The sequence below is a fragment of the Tenacibaculum todarodis genome (genome assembly GCF_001889045.1).
GTDB lineage: Bacteria > Bacteroidota > Bacteroidia > Flavobacteriales > Flavobacteriaceae > Polaribacter > Polaribacter todarodis.
The window spans coordinates 2587635-2605933 of record NZ_CP018155.1 but is presented as its reverse complement, the minus strand read 5'-3'; the positions used below and the strand labels follow the sequence as shown (position 1 = coordinate 2605933).

The following is an 18299-nucleotide window of genomic DNA, read 5'->3' as shown; positions in this document are numbered from 1 at the left end:
TAATATTGATTTTTAATTAGATAGACTCAAAAATACTAAATTTTTCAATACTAAAAAGCTTCATCTTTTGGTTCCCAAAGTTCAATTTTATTTCCGTCTAAATCTACAATCCAGCCAAATTTACCATAATCATATTCATCAATTTTATCGATTACAGTAACGCCTTGTTCTTTTAATTCCTCTAATAACTCAACTAAATTTTCAACACGATAATTAAACATAAAGTCTTTTTTTGAAGGCTCAAAATGTTTTGTATCTTTTGCAAAAGGACTCCATTGAGTCATGGCTTTTTTTCCGTTTTCATCTTTCCACCAAAAAGAACAACCCCAATCATCTGTATTAAAACCTAACTTGTTTTTATACCAATCTTTAGTTGCTTTTGGGTCTTCAGTTTTAAAAAAAACACCACCAATTCCTGTAACTTTACCTTTTTTCTTCATCTTACTTTTTAGTGTTAGTTTCGTAAATATTAATCCATTCTTCAACCGTCATTTTTGTACATAATTCTGCAATTAAATCAAACGGAATTTCTTCTATCTTCTTAAATCTAATACAGCTTTTTCCCATATCTAACTTGCGTTTACAATGTTTTGGGTATTCAGCTACAAACCAATCATGCAATGCTGGGTTTGCGTAAATTCCGCTATGATATAAGTTTATAGAGTTTTTTTGTGAAGCAAAACTCATAAAAGGAAGTGGTTCTTCCGGCTTGCAATGATAACCGTTTGGATAAATTGAATGTGGCACAAAATAACTTGGAAAGCTATATTGCATGCCTTCTTCAAAACCTTTTGGTAAATTATCTTTTATGGTTTTGCGTAATTTATGTAACGTTTCTTTTCGTTCTTCTGGAACTTGACTAATATAGTCTTCGGGTGAAGTAGCTTTATATTGCATTAGCTTTGGTTTTTATAAAATATCATTACGAAATGAAATTCCTCCTCATACTTCATTCGGAATGACAACAAGCCTACAAGTTAACAAAATTTTGCTTTAATTTTATCTACAATAGTTTGAGCCAGTTTTTCTTTACTTTCAACTGTCCAACCAGCAACATGTGGTGATAAAATTACATTTTCTGAATTAATTAAATACTGAAAAGCTTCTGGTACTTCGGCTACGCTCAGTACACCGTCTTTAAATTTAAATAGATTTTCAAAAGATGCTTTTTCATATTCCAAAACATCTAAACCAGCTCCTAAAATTTTACCTGATTTTAATGCTGAAACCAAATCTGCCGTTACAACCGATTTTCCTCTTGCTGTATTTATCAGCCAAAATGGTTTAGGAAAGCCATTGATAAAATCTTCATTAACCATATTAATAGTTAATGGTGTTTGTGGTGTGTGTAAACTTAAAACATTTGCTCTATTCTGTAATTCTTCTAAGGAAACTTGTGTACAGTTTTCATCGCCAACATTGGGTTTTAAATCATAACACAAAACTTCTACATCAAAGCCTCGTAGTTTTTTGGCGAAAGATTTTCCCATATTTCCGTAGCCAATTAAACCAACTGTTTTACCATCAAGTTCAATTCCACGGTTTTCTTCGCGCAACCATTTTCCACTTCTAACTTGGTTATCGGCTTTGTTTAGTTTGTTAAATAACGAAAGTAACATCCCTAAAGAATGTTCTCCAACTGCGTTTCTATTTCCTTCTGGAGCAGCAATTAAATACACATCTTTTTGTTTGGCATAATCGCAATCAATGTTTTCTAAACCTGCACCAACTCTTCCAATAAATTTTAGGTTTGTTGCTTTATCAAGAAAGGTTTTATCAATAGAAAAACGACTTCTAATAATAATTCCTTCGTATTGATGAATTTTTGCTTCAACTTCACTTTTTGAAGAAATAAAATCTTCTTCATTTGTAAAGCCTAAATCGTTTAATTGATTTAATAATAATGGGTGATTTGAATCTAGGTGAAGGATTCTCATTTAATACTGTTCTTTATTACTTGGGAAATCTCTAGATTTTACGTCGGTAATATATTGTTCAAAAGCTCCTGTCATTTCAGTATATAAATCTAAATATCTACGTAAAAAACGTGGATTAAATTCATGTGTCATACCCAACATATCATGCGTAACTAAAACTTGTCCGTCAACTCCGCCACCAGCTCCAATTCCGATTACAGGAATTGTTAACGCTTCTGCTACTTTTTGAGCTAATTTAGCCGGAACTTTCTCTAAAACCAATGCAAAGCAGCCTAATCTTTCTAGTAATAATGCATCTTCCATTAATTTTTCTGCCTCTTCTTCTTCTTTTGCTCTTACTGTGTAAGTTCCAAATTTATAAATAGATTGTGGCGTTAAACCTAAATGTCCCATAACTGGAATTCCCGCATTTAAAATACGTTTTATAGATTCTTTTATTTCTTTTCCACCTTCTAATTTTATTGAATGTCCTCCGCTTTCTTTCATTATTCTAATAGCAGAACGCAATGCTTCTTTTGGATCTGATTGATAACTCCCAAAAGGTAAATCTACCACAACTAAACAACGATCTATACCTCTAACAACAGAACTTGCGTGGTAAATCATTTGGTCTAGCGTTATTGGCAATGTTGTTTCATGACCAGCCATAACATTTGAAGCAGAATCACCAACTAATATCACGTCTATACCTGCATTGTCTACAATTTTTGCCATTGTATAATCATACGCGGTTAACATAGATATTTTTTCTCCGTTAGCTTTCATTTCAACTAACGATTTTACGGTGACTCTTTTATATTCTTTTTTTGCTACTGACATCAATTTTAATTTTAGAATTGGGTAAAAATAGACATTTTATATAAGATTTTACCAAGTTAATCTTGTGTTAATCTTCTTTTATTTGATTTTTTTGTATCAACTTTTGTATAGTTTTACCTTTCAACCAAACTTTTAAAGATGAATAAAATAATTATTTTACTTGTTACTTTAAGCTTAAGTTCAATTCTTACAGCTCAAAATTCTTCCGATGAAAAAGCCATAAAAGAAACCATAGAAACTTTTTTTGATGGTTTACATAAAGGAGATAGTACAATTGTTAGCGCTACAATGCATTCATCTATAAAAATTCAAACCACATTTAACAGAAAAGGTAAAAAAGATATAGTAACTGATAGTAGAGAAAAAATACTTACAGGAATTGCAAATAAAAAGCCAGAAAACAAATATTTTGAAAAATTATTGTCTTGGGATATAAAAATTGATGGAAATCTAGCATCGGTTTGGACGCCTTATGAGTTTTACTTAAACGGAAACTTTAGCCATTGTGGGGCAAACTCATTTCAACTTTTTAATAATAACGGAAAATGGGAAATAATATACATTGTTGATATGAGAAGACGTGAAAATTGCAATGCTTTAAAAGTTAAAAAATAGCGTATATTTGGCATCAATGAATTCTAAGGACAACAAACCAACTTTATCGCCAGATACTTGGATAGATAAGTATGCCGATTACTTATTTAACTATACTGTTGTAAGAGTTAATGATAGTGATACTGCAAAAGATTTGGTTCAAGAAACGTTTTTTGCTGGATTAAAATCGGCTAAGAATTTTCAAGGAAAATCGACTGAAAGAACTTGGCTTATCTCAATTCTAAAGCGAAAAATAATTGATCATTATAGAAAAATAAATTCTAAAAAAGGACAAGCCGAAGTTAGAATGAATTTTTATGATAGCGGAGAAAATGAAGGTAATTGGATAGAAGAACGCGTACCACAATCTTGGGAAAACGAATCTGAAAAAATTATTGAAACTCAAGAATTAAAAGCTCAAATAGATAAGTGTATAGATGCTTTGCCAGAAAAATACGCAATGGTTTTTAGAATGAAAACTATACAAGAATTTGAAACTGAAGAAATTTGTAAGGAGCTAGACATTACTGCGTCAAACCTGTGGGTAATAATCCATAGAGCCAGAACTCAGTTAAGAAAATGCATGGAAGAGAATTGGTTTAATAATTAATATTATGTTTAAGAACTTTATAATAAGCTGCGACGAAGCAACTACAATTTGCGATAAAAGCCAATATGGAGAAGCTTCATTTTCAGAAAAATTGAAATTAAACTGGCATATTTTTGTTTGCAAAATTTGCAGTAAATATGTAAAACAAAACCGTACAATGACCAAGGTTTTAAAAATGAAAGCCTCAGATTGTAAAGAAGATAATAAATGTCTTTCTAACGCAGATAAAGATGCCTTTAAGAAAGAATTAGAAAAAATGGAAGCATAGAAGATTTTCGGTGTTAAACCGAATTTTTGATTTTTTGTTAGATTGAAACGGAGTTTGCTTTTTGTAAACTCCGTTTTTTATATATTTGAAAAGTTAGATTATTAGATTACTCGACTTTTAGACTTATAGAATGCATAGATATAAAGATTTAAAATTTTGGCAGTTAAGTAGAGTTTTTTGTAAAGAAGTTTATGAAATAACTAAAAAATTTCCTGAAGAAGAAAAATTTGGTTTAGTTTCTCAATTAAGAAGAGCTTCTGTTTCTATTTGCTCAAATATTGCAGAAGGGAGCTCAAGAAAATCAGATAAAGATTTTAGCCGATTCTTAACAATGTCTTTAGGTTCTTGTTATGAAATTGATACACAATTAATTTTAGCAACAGACTTAAATTTTATTTCTGAAAACGATTATTCTAAATTATTTAAAAAATTAATCTCTATAATCAAAATGCTGTCAAAATTCAATTCCACTCTAAAAATCTAATAATCCAAACTTCTATTAATCTAAAAAAATAATGCACTTTTTACCTGAAAATATTGACAATTATGTTGTTGCACATTCGCAACAAGAACCTCTACTTTTACAAAAATTAAGCAAAGAAACTTGGCAAAAAGTATTAAATCCGCGTATGTTAAGCGGTGCTTTTCAAGGAAGAGTTTTGTCTATGATTTCAAAACTTATTCAACCAAAAACTATTTTAGAAATCGGAACATACACTGGTTATTCTGCTTTGTGTTTAGCGGAAGGTTTAGCAAAAAACGGAACTATACACACCATTGATAAAAACGAAGAATTAGAAACATTACAACATAAGTATTTTCAAAAATCGGATTATAACAATCAGATTCAACAATATGTTGGAAATGCACTTCATATTATACCAAAAATTGAAGAAAAATTTGATTTAGTTTTTATCGATGCCGACAAATCTAATTACGTAAATTACTTCAATTTAATTATTGATAAAATGAATACAGGCGGCGTAATTTTATCTGACAATGTACTTTGGAGCGGTAAAGTTGTTGAAGAATTAAACCCGAAAGATATAGATACAAAAGTGCTTTTGGAATACAATGCACTTTTAAATACTGATGAAAGAGTGGAAACTGTTTTGTTGCCAATTAGAGATGGCTTAACAATTAGTAGGGTAAAATAATTAAAGGTTGCGCTTTATTGGCCCAGTAAAATCATCAATATTGTCTTTTACCTTATTTACTTCTTTATTAATGTCTTTTACAAAATCCGTGTCAAGACCTTGCTTTTTTGCGCTGTCATTAATTTCCCTTTTAATATCGTTGGTTGCATCTTTAACCTGACGAATTCCTTTACCCAAACCTCGAGCAATCTCAGGAATTTTATCTGCACCAAATAACATCACTACTAAAAGTAGAATTACAAATATTTCTGGGCCTCCAATAAATAAAAAAATTGTGTTCATTACTGCAAAGATACTTACTTTTTAATCAACATTCGTTTAATCTCATTCAACTTCATTAATGCTTCTATTGGCGTTAATGTATCTATATTAGTTGCTAAAATTTCTTCTCTAATATCTTCTAAAAGCGGATCATCTAATTGAAAAAAGCTCATCTGCATTTCTTCATTCTGAACCTCTTTTAGGGTTTCTTTTACTTCGGAATGTGAATGGTTTTCTTCTAACTGCTTTAATATTTTATTAGCTCTATGAATTACCATACTTGGCATTCCTGCTAATTTTGCAACATGAATTCCAAAACTATGATTACTTCCTCCGGCAACTAATTTTCTAAGAAAAATAATAGAATCTTTTAATTCTTTTACCGAAACATTAAAGTTTTTAATACGCTCAAAAGTAGTTGTCATTTCGTTTAACTCATGATAATGCGTAGCAAACAAGGTTTTTGCTTTTGACGGATGTTCATGCAAATATTCAGAAATTGCCCAGGCAATTGAAATTCCGTCATAAGTAGAAGTTCCACGACCAATTTCATCTAACAACACCAAACTACGTTGAGAAATATTGTTTAGAATAGATGCTGTTTCGTTCATTTCTACCATAAAAGTAGATTCTCCCATAGAAATATTATCACTTGCACCAACACGTGTAAAAATCTTATCTACAATACCAATTCGTGCATTTTGAGCCGGAACATAACTTCCCATTTGTGCCAACAAAACAATTAATGCAGTTTGACGTAAAATTGCCGATTTACCCGACATATTGGGTCCCGTAATCATAATTATTTGCTGCTGATTTCTATTTAAAACAACATCATTTGCAATATAATCTTCGCTAATTGGCAATTGCTTTTCAATTACTGGGTGACGACCATTTTTAATTTCAATATCAGTACTTTCATCCATCATTGGACGCACGTAATTGTTATCCATCGCTAATTTTGCGAATGATAACAAGCAATCTATTTGCGCTATATTTTGTGCATTTTGCTGCACAGGTTTTACAAAACCAACAATATATTGAATCAGTTTAGCAAAAATTTCTTGCTCTAAAGCTTGAATTTTCTCTTCAGCTCCTAATATTTTTGTCTCGTATTCTTTTAATTCTTCTGTTATATAACGCTCAGCATTTACAAGGGTTTGTTTACGTATCCATTCTTCTGGAACCTTATCTTTATGCGAGTTTCTAACTTCAATATAATAGCCAAAAACATTGTTAAACGAAATTTTTAAACTGGTAATTCCAGTTCGTTCCGTTTCTCGCTTTAGCATGTTATCTAAATATTCTTTTCCAGAATTAGAAATAGCTCGTAAATCGTCTAATTCTTGTACAACTCCGTTGGCAATTGCATTTCCTTTATTGATATTTACTGGAGCATCTTCAACTAAAGTCTCCGTGATTTTGGTAATTAAATCATCACATTCGTGTAATGCTTTTCCGATTTGTTGAACAGCAACATTTTTACTGCTTTCAGCGGCAGTTTTTATAGGTAAAATTGCTTTGAGCGAATTCTTTAAATTCACTACTTCTCTTGGCGAAACTTTACCTGTTGCAACTTTAGAAATTAGACGTTCTATGTCTGAAATTTGGTTTAATTGATAGCTTACAGTCTCAAAAAAATCATCTGAATCTATAAAGAATTTGACCATTTCATGGCGATTTTTTATGGCGTCAATATCTTTTAACGGAAGCGCCAACCAACGTTTTAATAAACGTCCGCCCATTGGCGAAATAGTTTTATCAATTACATTTAACAACGTAACAGCATTTACCGAATTTGGATTGTACAATTCTAAATTTCTGACCGTAAAACGGTCCATCCACACGTAATTATCTTCGGCAATTCTACCAATAGTTTGTATGTGTGATAATTTTTTATGTTGTGTTTCTGACAAATAAAATAAAATTGCGCCTGAAGCTACAATTCCATAATTCAATTCTTCTACACCAAAACCTTTCAAGTTTTTTACTTCAAAATGATTTTGTAATGTTTCATTCGCATATTCCGATTGAAAAACCCAGTCTTCTAAATAAAATGTATGAAATCTATCTGTAAATAATTCTAAAAAGCGTTGCTTATTTTGTTTTTGCACCAAAACTTCACTTGGATTAAAATTTTGCAACAACTTATCTATATATTCTTCGTTTCCTTGCGCTGTTAAAAACTCACCTGTTGAAACATCTAAAAATGAAACTCCAAGTAATTTTTTACCAAAATGAACCGACGCTAAAAAGTTGTTTGTTTTACTTTGTAAAACCTCGTCATTTAACGAAACCCCAGGAGTTACTAGTTCTGTAACACCACGTTTTACAATGGTTTTGGTCATTTTTGGATCTTCTAACTGATCGCAAATTGCAACACGTAAACCCGACTTTACCAACTTTGGCAAATACGTATTTAAAGAATGATGAGGAAAACCCGCTAAAGCCGTTTCACTATCGCTACCTGCACCACGTTTAGTTAATGTAATTCCTAAAACTTGCGCCGCTTTTTTGGCGTCTTCTCCAAAGGTTTCATAAAAATCTCCAACACGAAATAGCAACATTGCATCAGGATATTTATTCTTGATTGCATTGTATTGTTTCATTAAAGGAGTTACCTTTTTTGGTTTCGCTTTTGCCAAGTTTTCGGAAATTTTCAGTTAGTTTTGCGAAGATATGAAAAGTAGGCAGTTTTCAGTTTTCAGTAAGCAGTTAATTTATCCACAAATATGAGAAAACTTAAGAATAATGAACTTGGTAGAATTACAGTTGACGAATTTAAAGCTGTTAAAAAAACACCTATAATTGTTGTCTTAGACAATATTAGAAGCTTAAACAATGTAGGTTCTGTTTTTAGAACTTCGGATGCTTTTTTGATTGAAAAAATTTATCTCTGCGGAATTACTGCAACTCCGCCAAATAAAGACATTCATAGAACCGCTTTGGGTGCAACAGAATCTGTTGACTGGGAATATGCTGAAGACACGCTTTCTGTTATTCAAAAATTAAAAGATTCAAACATTAAAGTTTTAGCTATTGAACAAGCGGAAAACAGCACAAAACTGAATGATTTTACTCCAGAAAAAAATCAGAAGTATGCAATTGTAATGGGAAATGAAGTAAAAGGTGTACAACAAGAAGTGGTTTCTTCTGCTGATGGTTGTATTGAAATTCCGCAATTGGGTACAAAACATTCTTTAAATATTTCTGTAACTACAGGTGTTGTGCTTTGGGACTTGTTTCAAAAAATGATGTAGAAACTTTTTTTTTAAGAATGAAATAACTATTTTTATGAGGATAAAAACTGTATGAAATTAATACGTTTTTACCCTATGAAAAAAACCCTCTTTCTATTTTTATTTTTTTCTGTATTTATTGTTTTTTCACAAAAACAACAAGATTCTATTGCTTTCTATTTAAAAAACGCCAAAGGAGCAGACAAATTTTCATATTTAAAAAGAGCGGTACTGCTTTCTGAAGATTTAAAAATAGATTCTCTTATAAAGCAGACAAGTCTTGAGTACGCAAAACATAGTTATTTTGCCAAAGACACTTTAGGGTTAACATTTTCTACAAACAAATTACTAAAACACTTTCAAGTTAAGAAAGATTCTTTTTCTCTAGCAAAGGCATACCATCTAGAAGCTTTAAATCATAAAATAAAAAATAATTTAGATAGTACTTTTTATTATCACCATAAATCAAAAAATGTTTCTATAGCTCTAAAAGATTCTATTGAAATAGGGCGAAGGTTACTATCTATGGCTATTCTTCAAGTAAAAGAATTAGACTATTTAGGTTGTCAAATTACCACCATTGAAGGTTTAAAATACATAGAACCCACTAAAGAATATAGAACTTTAATTTCTTTATATCAAACCTTAGGAAACGCTTTAGGTCATTTAAAAAAACCTAAAGAAGCAAGAAGTTATTACATAAAAGCACAGGAAATTGTTAAGTTTAATTCTGTAAAACATAGAAGAGAAAGAAACTACCTTAACCTATTAAGCAATATTGGAATAACATTTAAAGATGAAAGACAGTTTAAAAAAGCAGCATCTCTATTTAAAGAAGGGTTAAATTTTGATAGTATAGAAACAAAACACCCTACACAATACCAAAACCTTTTAGGAAATTTATCTTCTATATCTTTTAGGCAAGGAAAAATAAAAAAAGCAATAGAAGGCTATAAAACAGTTTTAAAAAGCAGAATAAAAACTAAAAATTTATATGCACAAAGTGTTTCACATGGTCTTTTAGCTGAAGCGTACTTAAAAAACCAACAATATGAATTGGCAAGGAAACACGCTAAAACAGGTTTAGAACTAGGAAAAAAAACAAGAAACAATGAACAAGTTTTAGGGTGCTTAAAAATTTTATCGGAGCTTACTAATGAGCAAACCGCTAAGAAGTATTTAGAAGAATATATAAAATTAAGCGACAGTTTACTTACTAAAGAAAGAAATTTAAAAAACCAATTTGCAAAAGTTAGATACGAAACTGAAAAAAAGGATAAAGAAAACACTAGTTTAAAGCAAGAGAACGAAAAACACGAACTACAGATAAAAACAGAAAGACAATTTAAAACAATTGGTTGGTTATTAGCTGGTGTTGGTTTTCTTATTATTGTTTTTGGCGTTTACATTGCTACAAGCAGAAGAAAAAAACTACTATTTGAAGCAAAGTTATTACAAGTAGAAGTACGTGAAAAAGAACGTCAGGAAATTGCAAAATCTTTACATGATGAAGTTGCTGGAGATTTAAGAATGTTACACCTAAAACTTGCAAAAACAAACCTGTTAGAGGAAACTGAAAAGTTAGATGTAATTAATGAAAAAGTACGAAATTTATCGCATCAATTAAGTAGTGAAAGCTTTAATGAAGTGGTTTTTAAAGATCAAATAGTGAATTTAATATCAGATTTTTTTGATATTGACCTTAGAATTAAAGCAGAGAAAATAAATAGTGTAGATTGGAAAAACATTAATAACGCTATTAAAAGAACCTTATTTTTAATAATAAGAGAAAGCATTCAAAATGCAAAAAAACACGCAGCTGCAAAAAATATAACTTTACGTTTTAATGAAACAAAAAAAGCTGTTTTTTTAACTATTTCTGATAACGGAAAAGGTTTTAATGTTGATGATAAGAAAAACGGAATTGGCTTAAAAAACATAAAAGAACGTACAGAAGAAATTAATGGTATTTTTACTATTGAAAGTAAATTAGAAAAAGGAACAACTATAAAAATTGAAATCCCTAAAAATGGAAACTAAAATAAGAATTTTAATTGCAGATGATCATCAACTTGTAATTCAAGGAATTTTATGTTCCTTAAAAGAAGTAGGCGATTTTGATGTGGTTACAACTAATAATTGCGACGATGCTTTTCAGTTGATAAAAACACACCAAACCAGCAACCCTTTTCATTTATTATTTACAGATTTAAGTTTTGACAATGCTACTGAAGAAACAAATTTAGACGGTGGTGAAGAATTAATAAAAGCTATTAAAAATAATGAATTTGATATTAAAATAGCTGTTATTACTGGCCACACAGAAACCAATAGAGTTTATAATGTTATTAGCAACTTAAACCCAAATGCGTATTTATTAAAAAGTAAATGCGATGCTAAAGAAATTGGTTTTGCTATTCAGAAAATGTTAACTAACGATTATTATTATACGCATGAAATTCATCAAAAAATTATGCGTAGAAACATTATTCAAATTCAAATGGATGATGTTGCTATTCAAATTTTAAAAGAATTACCCAAACATCCAAAAATTAATAATTTAGAAGGATTAATAACAAAAAACAACGGAACACCTTTAAAACTTCGTTCAATTGAGAATAAGTTATCTTCTCTTAGAATTGATTTAAACGCTAATAATAATACAGATTTAGTGCTAAAAGCCAAAGAATTAGGCATTATAGATTAACTCCTTTTTTCGGAAACCCACATTTTTAATTGTGGTTTTTACAAAAAAACTACCTTAAAGTAATAGTACTTTTGACAAAAAATAATTAAGAGTGTTACTGTAGGGGATGATACTCTTAATGCTAAAAGAAAAAGTTAGGCTGTCTGAAAAGACAGCTTTTTTTATACACCAACTTCTCGTAAATGAAAGAACGTTAGCAAACAGGTTTAGCCCTGATTGAAGCGGCATCCTTTTTTGTTTTTCTCAAAAAAGATATAGTGAAAAGCAGGAAATAGCTTCAGAACCTTTCGACTACGCTCAAGATGACAATATTATATTCCTAAAATCATTTTTGCAATCATAAAATAGATAAGAATTCCGAAGATATCGTTAGAAGTAGTGATAAATGGACCTGTTGCTATTGCTGGATCAATACCGCGTTTGTTTAAAAATAAAGGCACAAAGGTTCCTATTAAACCGGCTATGACAATTACGGCGACTAATGAGACGGAAACTGCTAAAGCAAGGTCTACTTTTCCTTTAATAATCCAAACAAAAACGAATAAAAACAAAGCTAAAATTACACCGTTTAAAAGTGCTAGGAACATTTCTTTTATCAGCCTGCTATTTACACTTCCTTTTACATCATCATTTGCTAAACCTTGCACAATAATTGCAGAAGATTGTACACCAACATTACCTGCCATTGCTGCAATTAAAGGCGTAAAGAAAAATAATGCCGCATATTTTGCAAATACTCCGTGAAAACCTTCCATGATTAAAAAAGCGCCAATTCCGCCTAATAAACCTAAAAATAACCAAGGCAAACGTGCTTTGGTTAATTGTAAAATACTATCGTCTGAATCTACGTCTTGTGTTAAACCTGCCGCCATTTGGTAATCTTTGTCAGCTTCTTCTTTTAAAACGTCTACAATATCATCAATGGTAATTCTACCGAGTAATACGTTGTTTTCATCTACAACAGGAATGGCTTCTAAATCGTATTTTGCCATGATTTTGGCAACTTCCTCATCATCTTCGTTTACATTTACTGCATCTACTTTAGATTTTGAGATGTCAGCAATTTTTTGGTCAGATTTGGCTATAATTAAGTCTTTTAAAGACAATCTACCAACCAACTTTTCTTCTTTATCTACTACGTAAATAGAGTGGACTCTTGTTACTTCTTTTGCTTGTCCTCTAATTCTGCGCATACAACCAGCAACGGTCCAAGTTTCATAGACTTTTACCAGCTCTTTTGCCATTAAAGCACCTGCCGTATTATCTTCATAAGACAATAATTCTTTAATATCTGCGGCTAATTCATCGTCTTCTAAAGCATTTATAACACGTTCTTGACGTTCTTCTGATAGTTCACCAATAATATCAGCAGCATCATCAGAATCCATCTCTTCTACCTCTTCGGCAATTTCTTTTGCAGATAAATTTTCTAGAATTTTTTCACGTATATCATCCTCTAGTTCGGTAAGAATTTCAGATGTTTTTTCGCTATCTAAAAGCTTAATAATATAAATGGCTTCCTCAAAACTTACTTCATCTAAAACCTCTGCAATATCTGCAAAATGGACTTCTTCAAATAAGGTTGCTATTGCTTTATCATCCTTATTTAAGATAAGGTTTGTAAGATTTTCTAGAAATAGATCTGAAATTTCAAATGCCATGATTAGCTGTTTTTCTCGATAATTGAGATGTGTTCTTATATATTATTATTCTGCACTTAATTCAGACAATTTTTTTGTTAATTCTATAAACTGATTTACAGATAATTGTTCTGGACGCTGCGCAAATATAGGCTCTTCTTTTAAAGAATCCGTAAGATTGAAAGATTTTAAACTTGAACGCAACATTTTTCTACGTTGCTGAAATGCCGTTTTTACAACTCTAAAGAATAATTTTTCATCAACTGGAAGTGAATAATCTTCTTTTCTGATTAATCGAATAACGCCAGAATCTACCTTTGGTGGCGGATTAAAAACCGTTGGCGGAACGGTAAATAAATATTCAACATCAAAAAATGCTTGTGTTAATACTGATAGAATTCCGTAGACTTTAGAGCCTTCTTTTTCTGCAATTCTCATAGCTACTTCTTTCTGAAACATTCCAGCAAATTCTGGCACAAATTCTCTATTTTCAATTGCTTTAAATACAATTTGCGTAGAAATATTGTATGGAAAATTACCAATAATAGCTACTTGTTCTTGGTTAAAAACCTCGGTTAAATTTTTCTTTAAGAAATCGCCTTCAATTATTTTAAATTTATCTGAAGTTGTATCTAATTTTATATGTTCTAAAGGGAAAGTATCATTTAAATACGCTACAGATTCTCGGTCGAGTTCCATAACAGTTACTTTTGGTTTTTTTTCTAACAAATACTTTGTTAAAACACCCATTCCTGGACCAATTTCTAACACATTATTATAATTATCTCCAATTAAAGCATCTGCAATTTTTTTTGCAATATCTTCATCAGTAAGAAAATGTTGTCCTAAATGTTTTTTTGCTTTTACAGTCATAAAATAGATTCAAGAATAAAGAGGTAAGAAACAAGAAATATTACCTTGTTGATTAACTCCAAAAATTAATTAATTGGTTTTTTTAATGTAAAGAAAATAATACTTATCATAAGTCCAAAACCACAAAGTGCTCCACTAATTGTTTCGTGAGGCTCAATACCCCAATAAAAATAAGCCGTTATAAGGCCAATAATTATAAAAAGCACTCCAATTGATGCTATTAATTTTCTATTATTATATAACAAAATACTTGGCTTTTTTCTTGATTCTGGCATCTATTCTCTAAAAAATTAATTACTTACAGCTGTTGGAAAATACTCGTTAATTATTTTTAATTCGGTTCTAAAAGCTAACATTTTATCGGCAAACTTTTTAAATCCGTCTCCACGAAGTTTGTCTGCATGTTCATTATAATATGCATCCAAATCTTCTCTTGTAGCTGCTGTGTATTGAACAGAATATGTTGCACCGCCCATTTCTTCATCAACCAAAACCTGTGTTAATTTAGCGGATAAAAATTTACCAGTATCCAAAACTTCTGCAATATGATTTTGAATCCACTGCAACCATTCTTGGTGAACACTTTCGTCTATATTTATTGTTACGTTGTATATGTACATTTTACTGAGTAATAGTTTAATGTTTATGCGTTTATTTGTTTAGTTCTCGACTTGCGAACTGTTACTGAATACTGCTTACTAAAAAATTGCCGACTAAATATCGTCGCCGCGTAATTTTCTGAATTTCTTACGAGCATCAACCAAATAAATACTACTTGGATGTTCAAAAATAATCTTTTGATAGTATTCTTGAGCTTTTTCGGGCTTATTTAATTTATTGAACAATTCTGCTACTTCATAATACACGTCATCATTATAAATACCTTCTGCATCATTTGCTACTACTTCTGCAAAAGTTAAAATAGCTTCATCGTATTTTTTTAGTTTTACTAATAGTTTCCCTTTTTTAAACAAGGCTTCGTATTCTATTGGTTGTCCTCCAAAATCTACAAATACTTCTTCTAAAACTGCTAATGCTTCTGCATTTTTATTCTGAAAACTAAACAAATCTGATTGCGCAATCTGTTTTAATCCAGACGGAATTGAATCTTTAGGTTCATTGTCTGAAATGGTTAAAAACAAAGCTACTGCATCATTAGCAATTAATTGTGTTGCAGAACCTTTTAACACTTTTAGCTGTGCTTTTGCCCAGGCAAAATCGCCTTTAAAGTAACTTGTTTGCGCCACTTTAAAACGCGCTTGTTGCGCTAAAGGATGACTTTTTAATTTACTTTGTATTTGAGTGTAATAAATTAAAGCTTGGTTAAACTTCCCTGTAAAAACTAACACATCACCTAACTTCAATTTTATACGTGCTTGTTGAAATTTAGATTTAGCATAACTCATTGCTTCTTCTAAAATTTCTTGTGCATTTTCTGGTTCATTTTTTACGAACGTTACATAATTTGCATATTCAACTTGAATAGGAAGCGTGTTTTCATTCTTTCCAAATTCGCTAAAAACGGTTTCAAACTTGTCTTCAATTTTTGGTACTTCTTGCTTAATTGCAATTTTCAATAAATACAAATGTGCATTTACTTTTTCATCTGGATAATTGGTTTTGTCAAGAATAAATTCGAAACTCTTTTGAGCAGTTTCAAAATCATTATTAAAAAATGCAATTTCTCCTAAATTTACAATACTAGCTAATTCATCTGCATCTCTTGCATACAATGCTTTTTCTTGAATTAAAGCTTTATTATATTCTTTTTGTTGTACAAATAACCAACTTAATAAGCTGTTCCAAATTGCTTTTGGGTTACTAGCAGATTTACGCAACAATGCTTTTTTAAAGGCTATGTTAATTTCGCTTTCGCTATCATCTGTAATATATTGTGCTGTATATCTTTTTACCGTTTTTAATCTACTCGGAATTTTATCAACTAAATCTATATACGATTCAAACATTTTAGGAAAATCTCCTTTTTCTCCATAAATCTGGGCAATTTGAAATCCATAACTGGATTTTGGCCTTTTTTTAGCAGTAGCATTGTACGCTTCAATTGCTAAATCTAACTGATTGTAATTCTTTAATAAATTAGCTATTGTTGTCCCATAATTTGCATTTTTATCAATAGATTTTATGGCCTTTTTATATAGTTTTATTGCTTTTTCTGGCTGTTGTTGTCTTTCATAATTATAACCCAACAAAACATTGTAAAAAGTAAGTTTTTTATTTTTCTTTTGTTTTAAAGTTAACAAACTATCTACTGAAGAAAACCTATTCAATTCTTGATAACAATCTACCAATCTTTGTATATAAGTTGTGTTATACGGACTTTTGTCTACTAATTTTTGATAAATCTGAAGTGCTTTTTCATATTCATTATTTCGATAATAATTTTCGGCCAACGGATAGTCGGATTGCGCCAATACTACTTGGCTAATTACCAGGAAAAAAAGTATTAAAAATCGTTTCATCATTAAATCAAAGATAGGTAACAAAAATGTTAAATTTCTACTAAAACAACTCCGTTTTTAAAAACACTTGTAACATTTTGGCATGGAAATTGTCTTTTGTATACTATAACTAACAATTTAGAATTATGAAAAATCTAACCAAACAATACGAAACCGCTAAGAGAAATTCAATAGAGTTTATGAAAAACGGACAAATATCTGCTTATTTCAACGCACTTTTAGAAATGAAAAAATACAAGCAATTAATGGTTGCTATTGTAGCTAACTAAATCCCCTTTGTCCTTCGGACATTTCCCCAAAGGGGAAAGTTGCAGTCATCAGTTGCAGTTTGCAGTTACAAACTGACTGTAAACTGCAACTGAATACTGTTTACTCAATAATAGAGAACCCACAATAAGGCACTAAAACCTCAGGGATTTTAATTCCGTCTGCTGTTTGATAATTTTCTAAAATCCCCGCTAAAACTCTTGGCAACGCTAAAGAACTACCATTTAAAGTATGTACTAATTGCGTTTTTCCTTCTTTATTTTTATAACGAAGCTTTAATCTATTTGCCTGAAAAGTTTCAAAATTAGACGCAGAACTTATTTCCAACCAACGCTCTTGCGCTGTAGAATACAGTTCAAAATCAAATGTTAATGCTGAAGTAAAACCAGTATCTCCACCACACAAACGTAAAATTCTGTACGGTAATTTTAACTCACGTAAAATATCTTTAATATGTTCTACCATTCCGTTTAAGGCTTGGTAAGAATTTTCTGGACGCTCAACACGTACAATTTCTACTTTATCAAATTGATGCAAACGATTTAATCCACGAACATGCGCTCCGTAACTTCCCGCTTCTCTACGAAAACAAGGTGTGTAACCTGTTACCGAAATTGGTAAATCGTTTTCTTGCTTTAAATCTCCTCTAAACATATTTGTTATTGGAACTTCGGCAGTTGGTATTAAATATAAATCATCTACTTCCGTATGGTACATTTGCCCTTCTTTATCTGGTAATTGTCCAGTTGCAGTTGCAGATGCCGTATTTACTAAATGCGGAACTTGTACTTCTGTATAACCCGCTTTTATGTTTTTATCTAAAAAATAGTTGATTAATGCACGTTGTAATCTTGCTCCTTTTCCTTTATAAACAGGAAAACCTGCTCCCGTAATTTTAGTTCCAAGTTCAAAATCGATTATGTCGTATTTCTTAGCCAATTCCCAATGTGGCAACGCATTTTCTCCTAAATCAGGTATTGTTCCCTCTTTATAAACTTCTTCGTTATCGGCTTCACTTTTACCAGCTTTTACAGAAGCATGTGGCACATTCGGAATCTGATACAATAACTCTTGTAACTCTTCAGAAACTGTATTTAATGTCTCCGTAAACTCTTTAGATTGCTCTTTTAAAAGACTCGTTTTTTCTTTTAATAAGTTCGCTTTTTGCACTTCGCCAGACTTAAAAAAACCTCCAATTTCTTTCGATAATTTATTAGATTCTGCCAACACGTTGTCTAGAGAAACTTGCGTTGCTCTACGAGTTTCATCAGCAGTTAAAACAGCATTAATAATTTGTTCGGCATTTGCAAAATTACGCTTTGCTAATCCGTCTAAAACCGTTTGTTTGTGGTCTCTAATAAATTGTACTTGTAACATTTTTGTTCAAATTTTAAGAAAGCAAAGATAGAAATTGTAACGCTGTTTTACCACCAAATTAAAAATAAAA

General features: G+C 30.8%; 21 protein-coding genes. 9 read left to right on the top strand and 12 right to left on the bottom strand.

The features are described 5' to 3' along the window. Nucleotides 1–50: 50 nt before the first annotated feature. The 4 genes from LPB136_RS11900 to panB form a co-directional block, all read right to left on the bottom strand. Nucleotides 51–440, bottom strand: a complete 390-nt coding sequence (locus LPB136_RS11900) for a VOC family protein (protein ID WP_072556539.1) — start codon at nt 438–440, stop codon at nt 51–53. A 1-nt stretch (nt 441) separates the two neighbouring features. After that, on the bottom strand, nt 442–897 hold the full coding sequence (locus LPB136_RS11895) for a DUF1801 domain-containing protein (protein WP_072556538.1): 456 nt from the start codon (nt 895–897) through the stop codon (nt 442–444). 80 nt (nt 898–977) lie between these two features. Further along, nucleotides 978–1937 (bottom strand): 2-hydroxyacid dehydrogenase, encoded by a 960-nt coding sequence (locus LPB136_RS11890; RefSeq protein ID WP_072556537.1) that lies wholly within the window; start codon nt 1935–1937, stop codon nt 978–980. After that, a complete protein-coding gene (panB, locus tag LPB136_RS11885; RefSeq protein ID WP_072556536.1) occupies nt 1938–2756 on the bottom strand; it encodes a 3-methyl-2-oxobutanoate hydroxymethyltransferase in 819 nt (272 codons plus the stop codon). A gap of 138 nt (nt 2757–2894) precedes the next feature. Between panB and LPB136_RS11880 the strand changes: the two genes are divergently transcribed. The 5 genes from LPB136_RS11880 to LPB136_RS11860 all read left to right on the top strand — a co-directional run bounded on the left by LPB136_RS11880 (nt 2895) and on the right by LPB136_RS11860 (nt 5385). After that, on the top strand, nt 2895–3371 hold the full coding sequence (locus LPB136_RS11880; protein ID WP_072556535.1) for a nuclear transport factor 2 family protein: 477 nt from the start codon (nt 2895–2897) through the stop codon (nt 3369–3371). Between the two features lie 16 nt (nt 3372–3387). Then, nucleotides 3388–3960 carry a sigma-70 family RNA polymerase sigma factor gene (locus tag LPB136_RS11875; protein WP_072556534.1) on the top strand — a complete coding sequence of 191 codons (573 nt, stop codon included), beginning with the start codon at nt 3388–3390 and terminating at the stop codon, nt 3958–3960. A gap of 4 nt (nt 3961–3964) precedes the next feature. After that, nucleotides 3965–4228, top strand: coding sequence for a hypothetical protein (locus LPB136_RS11870; RefSeq protein WP_072556533.1), 264 nt, complete (start codon nt 3965–3967; stop codon nt 4226–4228). Between the two features lie 130 nt (nt 4229–4358). Further along, nucleotides 4359–4712: a four helix bundle protein gene (locus LPB136_RS11865; protein ID WP_072556532.1), complete on the top strand. Its 354-nt coding sequence runs from the start codon at nt 4359–4361 to the stop codon at nt 4710–4712. Nucleotides 4713–4743: 31 nt separating this feature from the next. Beyond that, complete coding sequence (locus LPB136_RS11860) at nt 4744–5385, top strand: O-methyltransferase (RefSeq protein WP_072556531.1); 642 nt, start codon at nt 4744–4746, stop codon at nt 5383–5385. On the opposite strand, the gene LPB136_RS11855 is transcribed toward LPB136_RS11860, so the two are convergent. Continuing rightward, a complete protein-coding gene (locus LPB136_RS11855) occupies nt 5386–5667 on the bottom strand; it encodes a Sec-independent protein translocase subunit TatA/TatB (protein ID WP_072556530.1) in 282 nt (93 codons plus the stop codon). It lies immediately after the preceding gene. A gap of 14 nt (nt 5668–5681) precedes the next feature. Then, complete coding sequence (gene mutS, locus LPB136_RS11850; protein WP_072556529.1) at nt 5682–8291, bottom strand: DNA mismatch repair protein MutS; 2610 nt, start codon at nt 8289–8291, stop codon at nt 5682–5684. A gap of 87 nt (nt 8292–8378) precedes the next feature. Between mutS and LPB136_RS11845 the strand changes: the two genes are divergently transcribed. The 3 genes from LPB136_RS11845 to LPB136_RS11835 all read left to right on the top strand — a co-directional run bounded on the left by LPB136_RS11845 (nt 8379) and on the right by LPB136_RS11835 (nt 11592). Further along, on the top strand, nt 8379–8906 hold the full coding sequence (locus LPB136_RS11845; protein WP_072556528.1) for an RNA methyltransferase: 528 nt from the start codon (nt 8379–8381) through the stop codon (nt 8904–8906). 75 nt (nt 8907–8981) lie between these two features. Continuing rightward, complete coding sequence (locus LPB136_RS11840) at nt 8982–10925, top strand: tetratricopeptide repeat-containing sensor histidine kinase (RefSeq protein ID WP_158009637.1); 1944 nt, start codon at nt 8982–8984, stop codon at nt 10923–10925. Further along, nucleotides 10915–11592 carry a response regulator transcription factor gene (locus LPB136_RS11835; protein ID WP_072556526.1) on the top strand — a complete coding sequence of 226 codons (678 nt, stop codon included), beginning with the start codon at nt 10915–10917 and terminating at the stop codon, nt 11590–11592. Before LPB136_RS11840 ends, LPB136_RS11835 begins: the two co-directional genes overlap by 11 nt. A gap of 311 nt (nt 11593–11903) precedes the next feature. Here the strand turns inward: LPB136_RS11835 and mgtE are convergent, their stop codons facing one another. The 5 genes from mgtE to LPB136_RS11810 all read right to left on the bottom strand — a co-directional run bounded on the left by mgtE (nt 11904) and on the right by LPB136_RS11810 (nt 16537). Beyond that, nucleotides 11904–13253 carry a magnesium transporter gene (mgtE, locus tag LPB136_RS11830; RefSeq protein ID WP_072556525.1) on the bottom strand — a complete coding sequence of 450 codons (1350 nt, stop codon included), beginning with the start codon at nt 13251–13253 and terminating at the stop codon, nt 11904–11906. Nucleotides 13254–13298: 45 nt separating this feature from the next. Further along, nucleotides 13299–14105, bottom strand: coding sequence for a 16S rRNA (adenine(1518)-N(6)/adenine(1519)-N(6))-dimethyltransferase RsmA (gene rsmA / locus LPB136_RS11825; RefSeq protein ID WP_072556524.1), 807 nt, complete (start codon nt 14103–14105; stop codon nt 13299–13301). 65 nt (nt 14106–14170) lie between these two features. Continuing rightward, the gene (locus tag LPB136_RS11820) at nt 14171–14380 is read right to left on the bottom strand and encodes a hypothetical protein (RefSeq protein WP_072556523.1); all 210 of its coding nucleotides are present in this window, start codon (nt 14378–14380) and stop codon (nt 14171–14173) included. A gap of 15 nt (nt 14381–14395) precedes the next feature. Further along, nucleotides 14396–14725: a DUF4286 family protein gene (locus LPB136_RS11815; protein WP_072556522.1), complete on the bottom strand. Its 330-nt coding sequence runs from the start codon at nt 14723–14725 to the stop codon at nt 14396–14398. 93 nt (nt 14726–14818) lie between these two features. After that, nucleotides 14819–16537, bottom strand: a complete 1719-nt coding sequence (locus LPB136_RS11810) for a tetratricopeptide repeat protein (protein ID WP_237267390.1) — start codon at nt 16535–16537, stop codon at nt 14819–14821. A gap of 173 nt (nt 16538–16710) precedes the next feature. Here LPB136_RS11810 and LPB136_RS14085 point away from each other — a divergent pair, with 173 nt between their 5' ends. Beyond that, nucleotides 16711–16854: a hypothetical protein gene (locus LPB136_RS14085; RefSeq protein WP_204218334.1), complete on the top strand. Its 144-nt coding sequence runs from the start codon at nt 16711–16713 to the stop codon at nt 16852–16854. A 100-nt stretch (nt 16855–16954) separates the two neighbouring features. On the opposite strand, the gene serS is transcribed toward LPB136_RS14085, so the two are convergent. Further along, nucleotides 16955–18229, bottom strand: a complete 1275-nt coding sequence (gene serS, locus LPB136_RS11805; RefSeq protein ID WP_072556520.1) for a serine--tRNA ligase — start codon at nt 18227–18229, stop codon at nt 16955–16957. Nucleotides 18230–18299 lie beyond the last annotated feature (70 nt).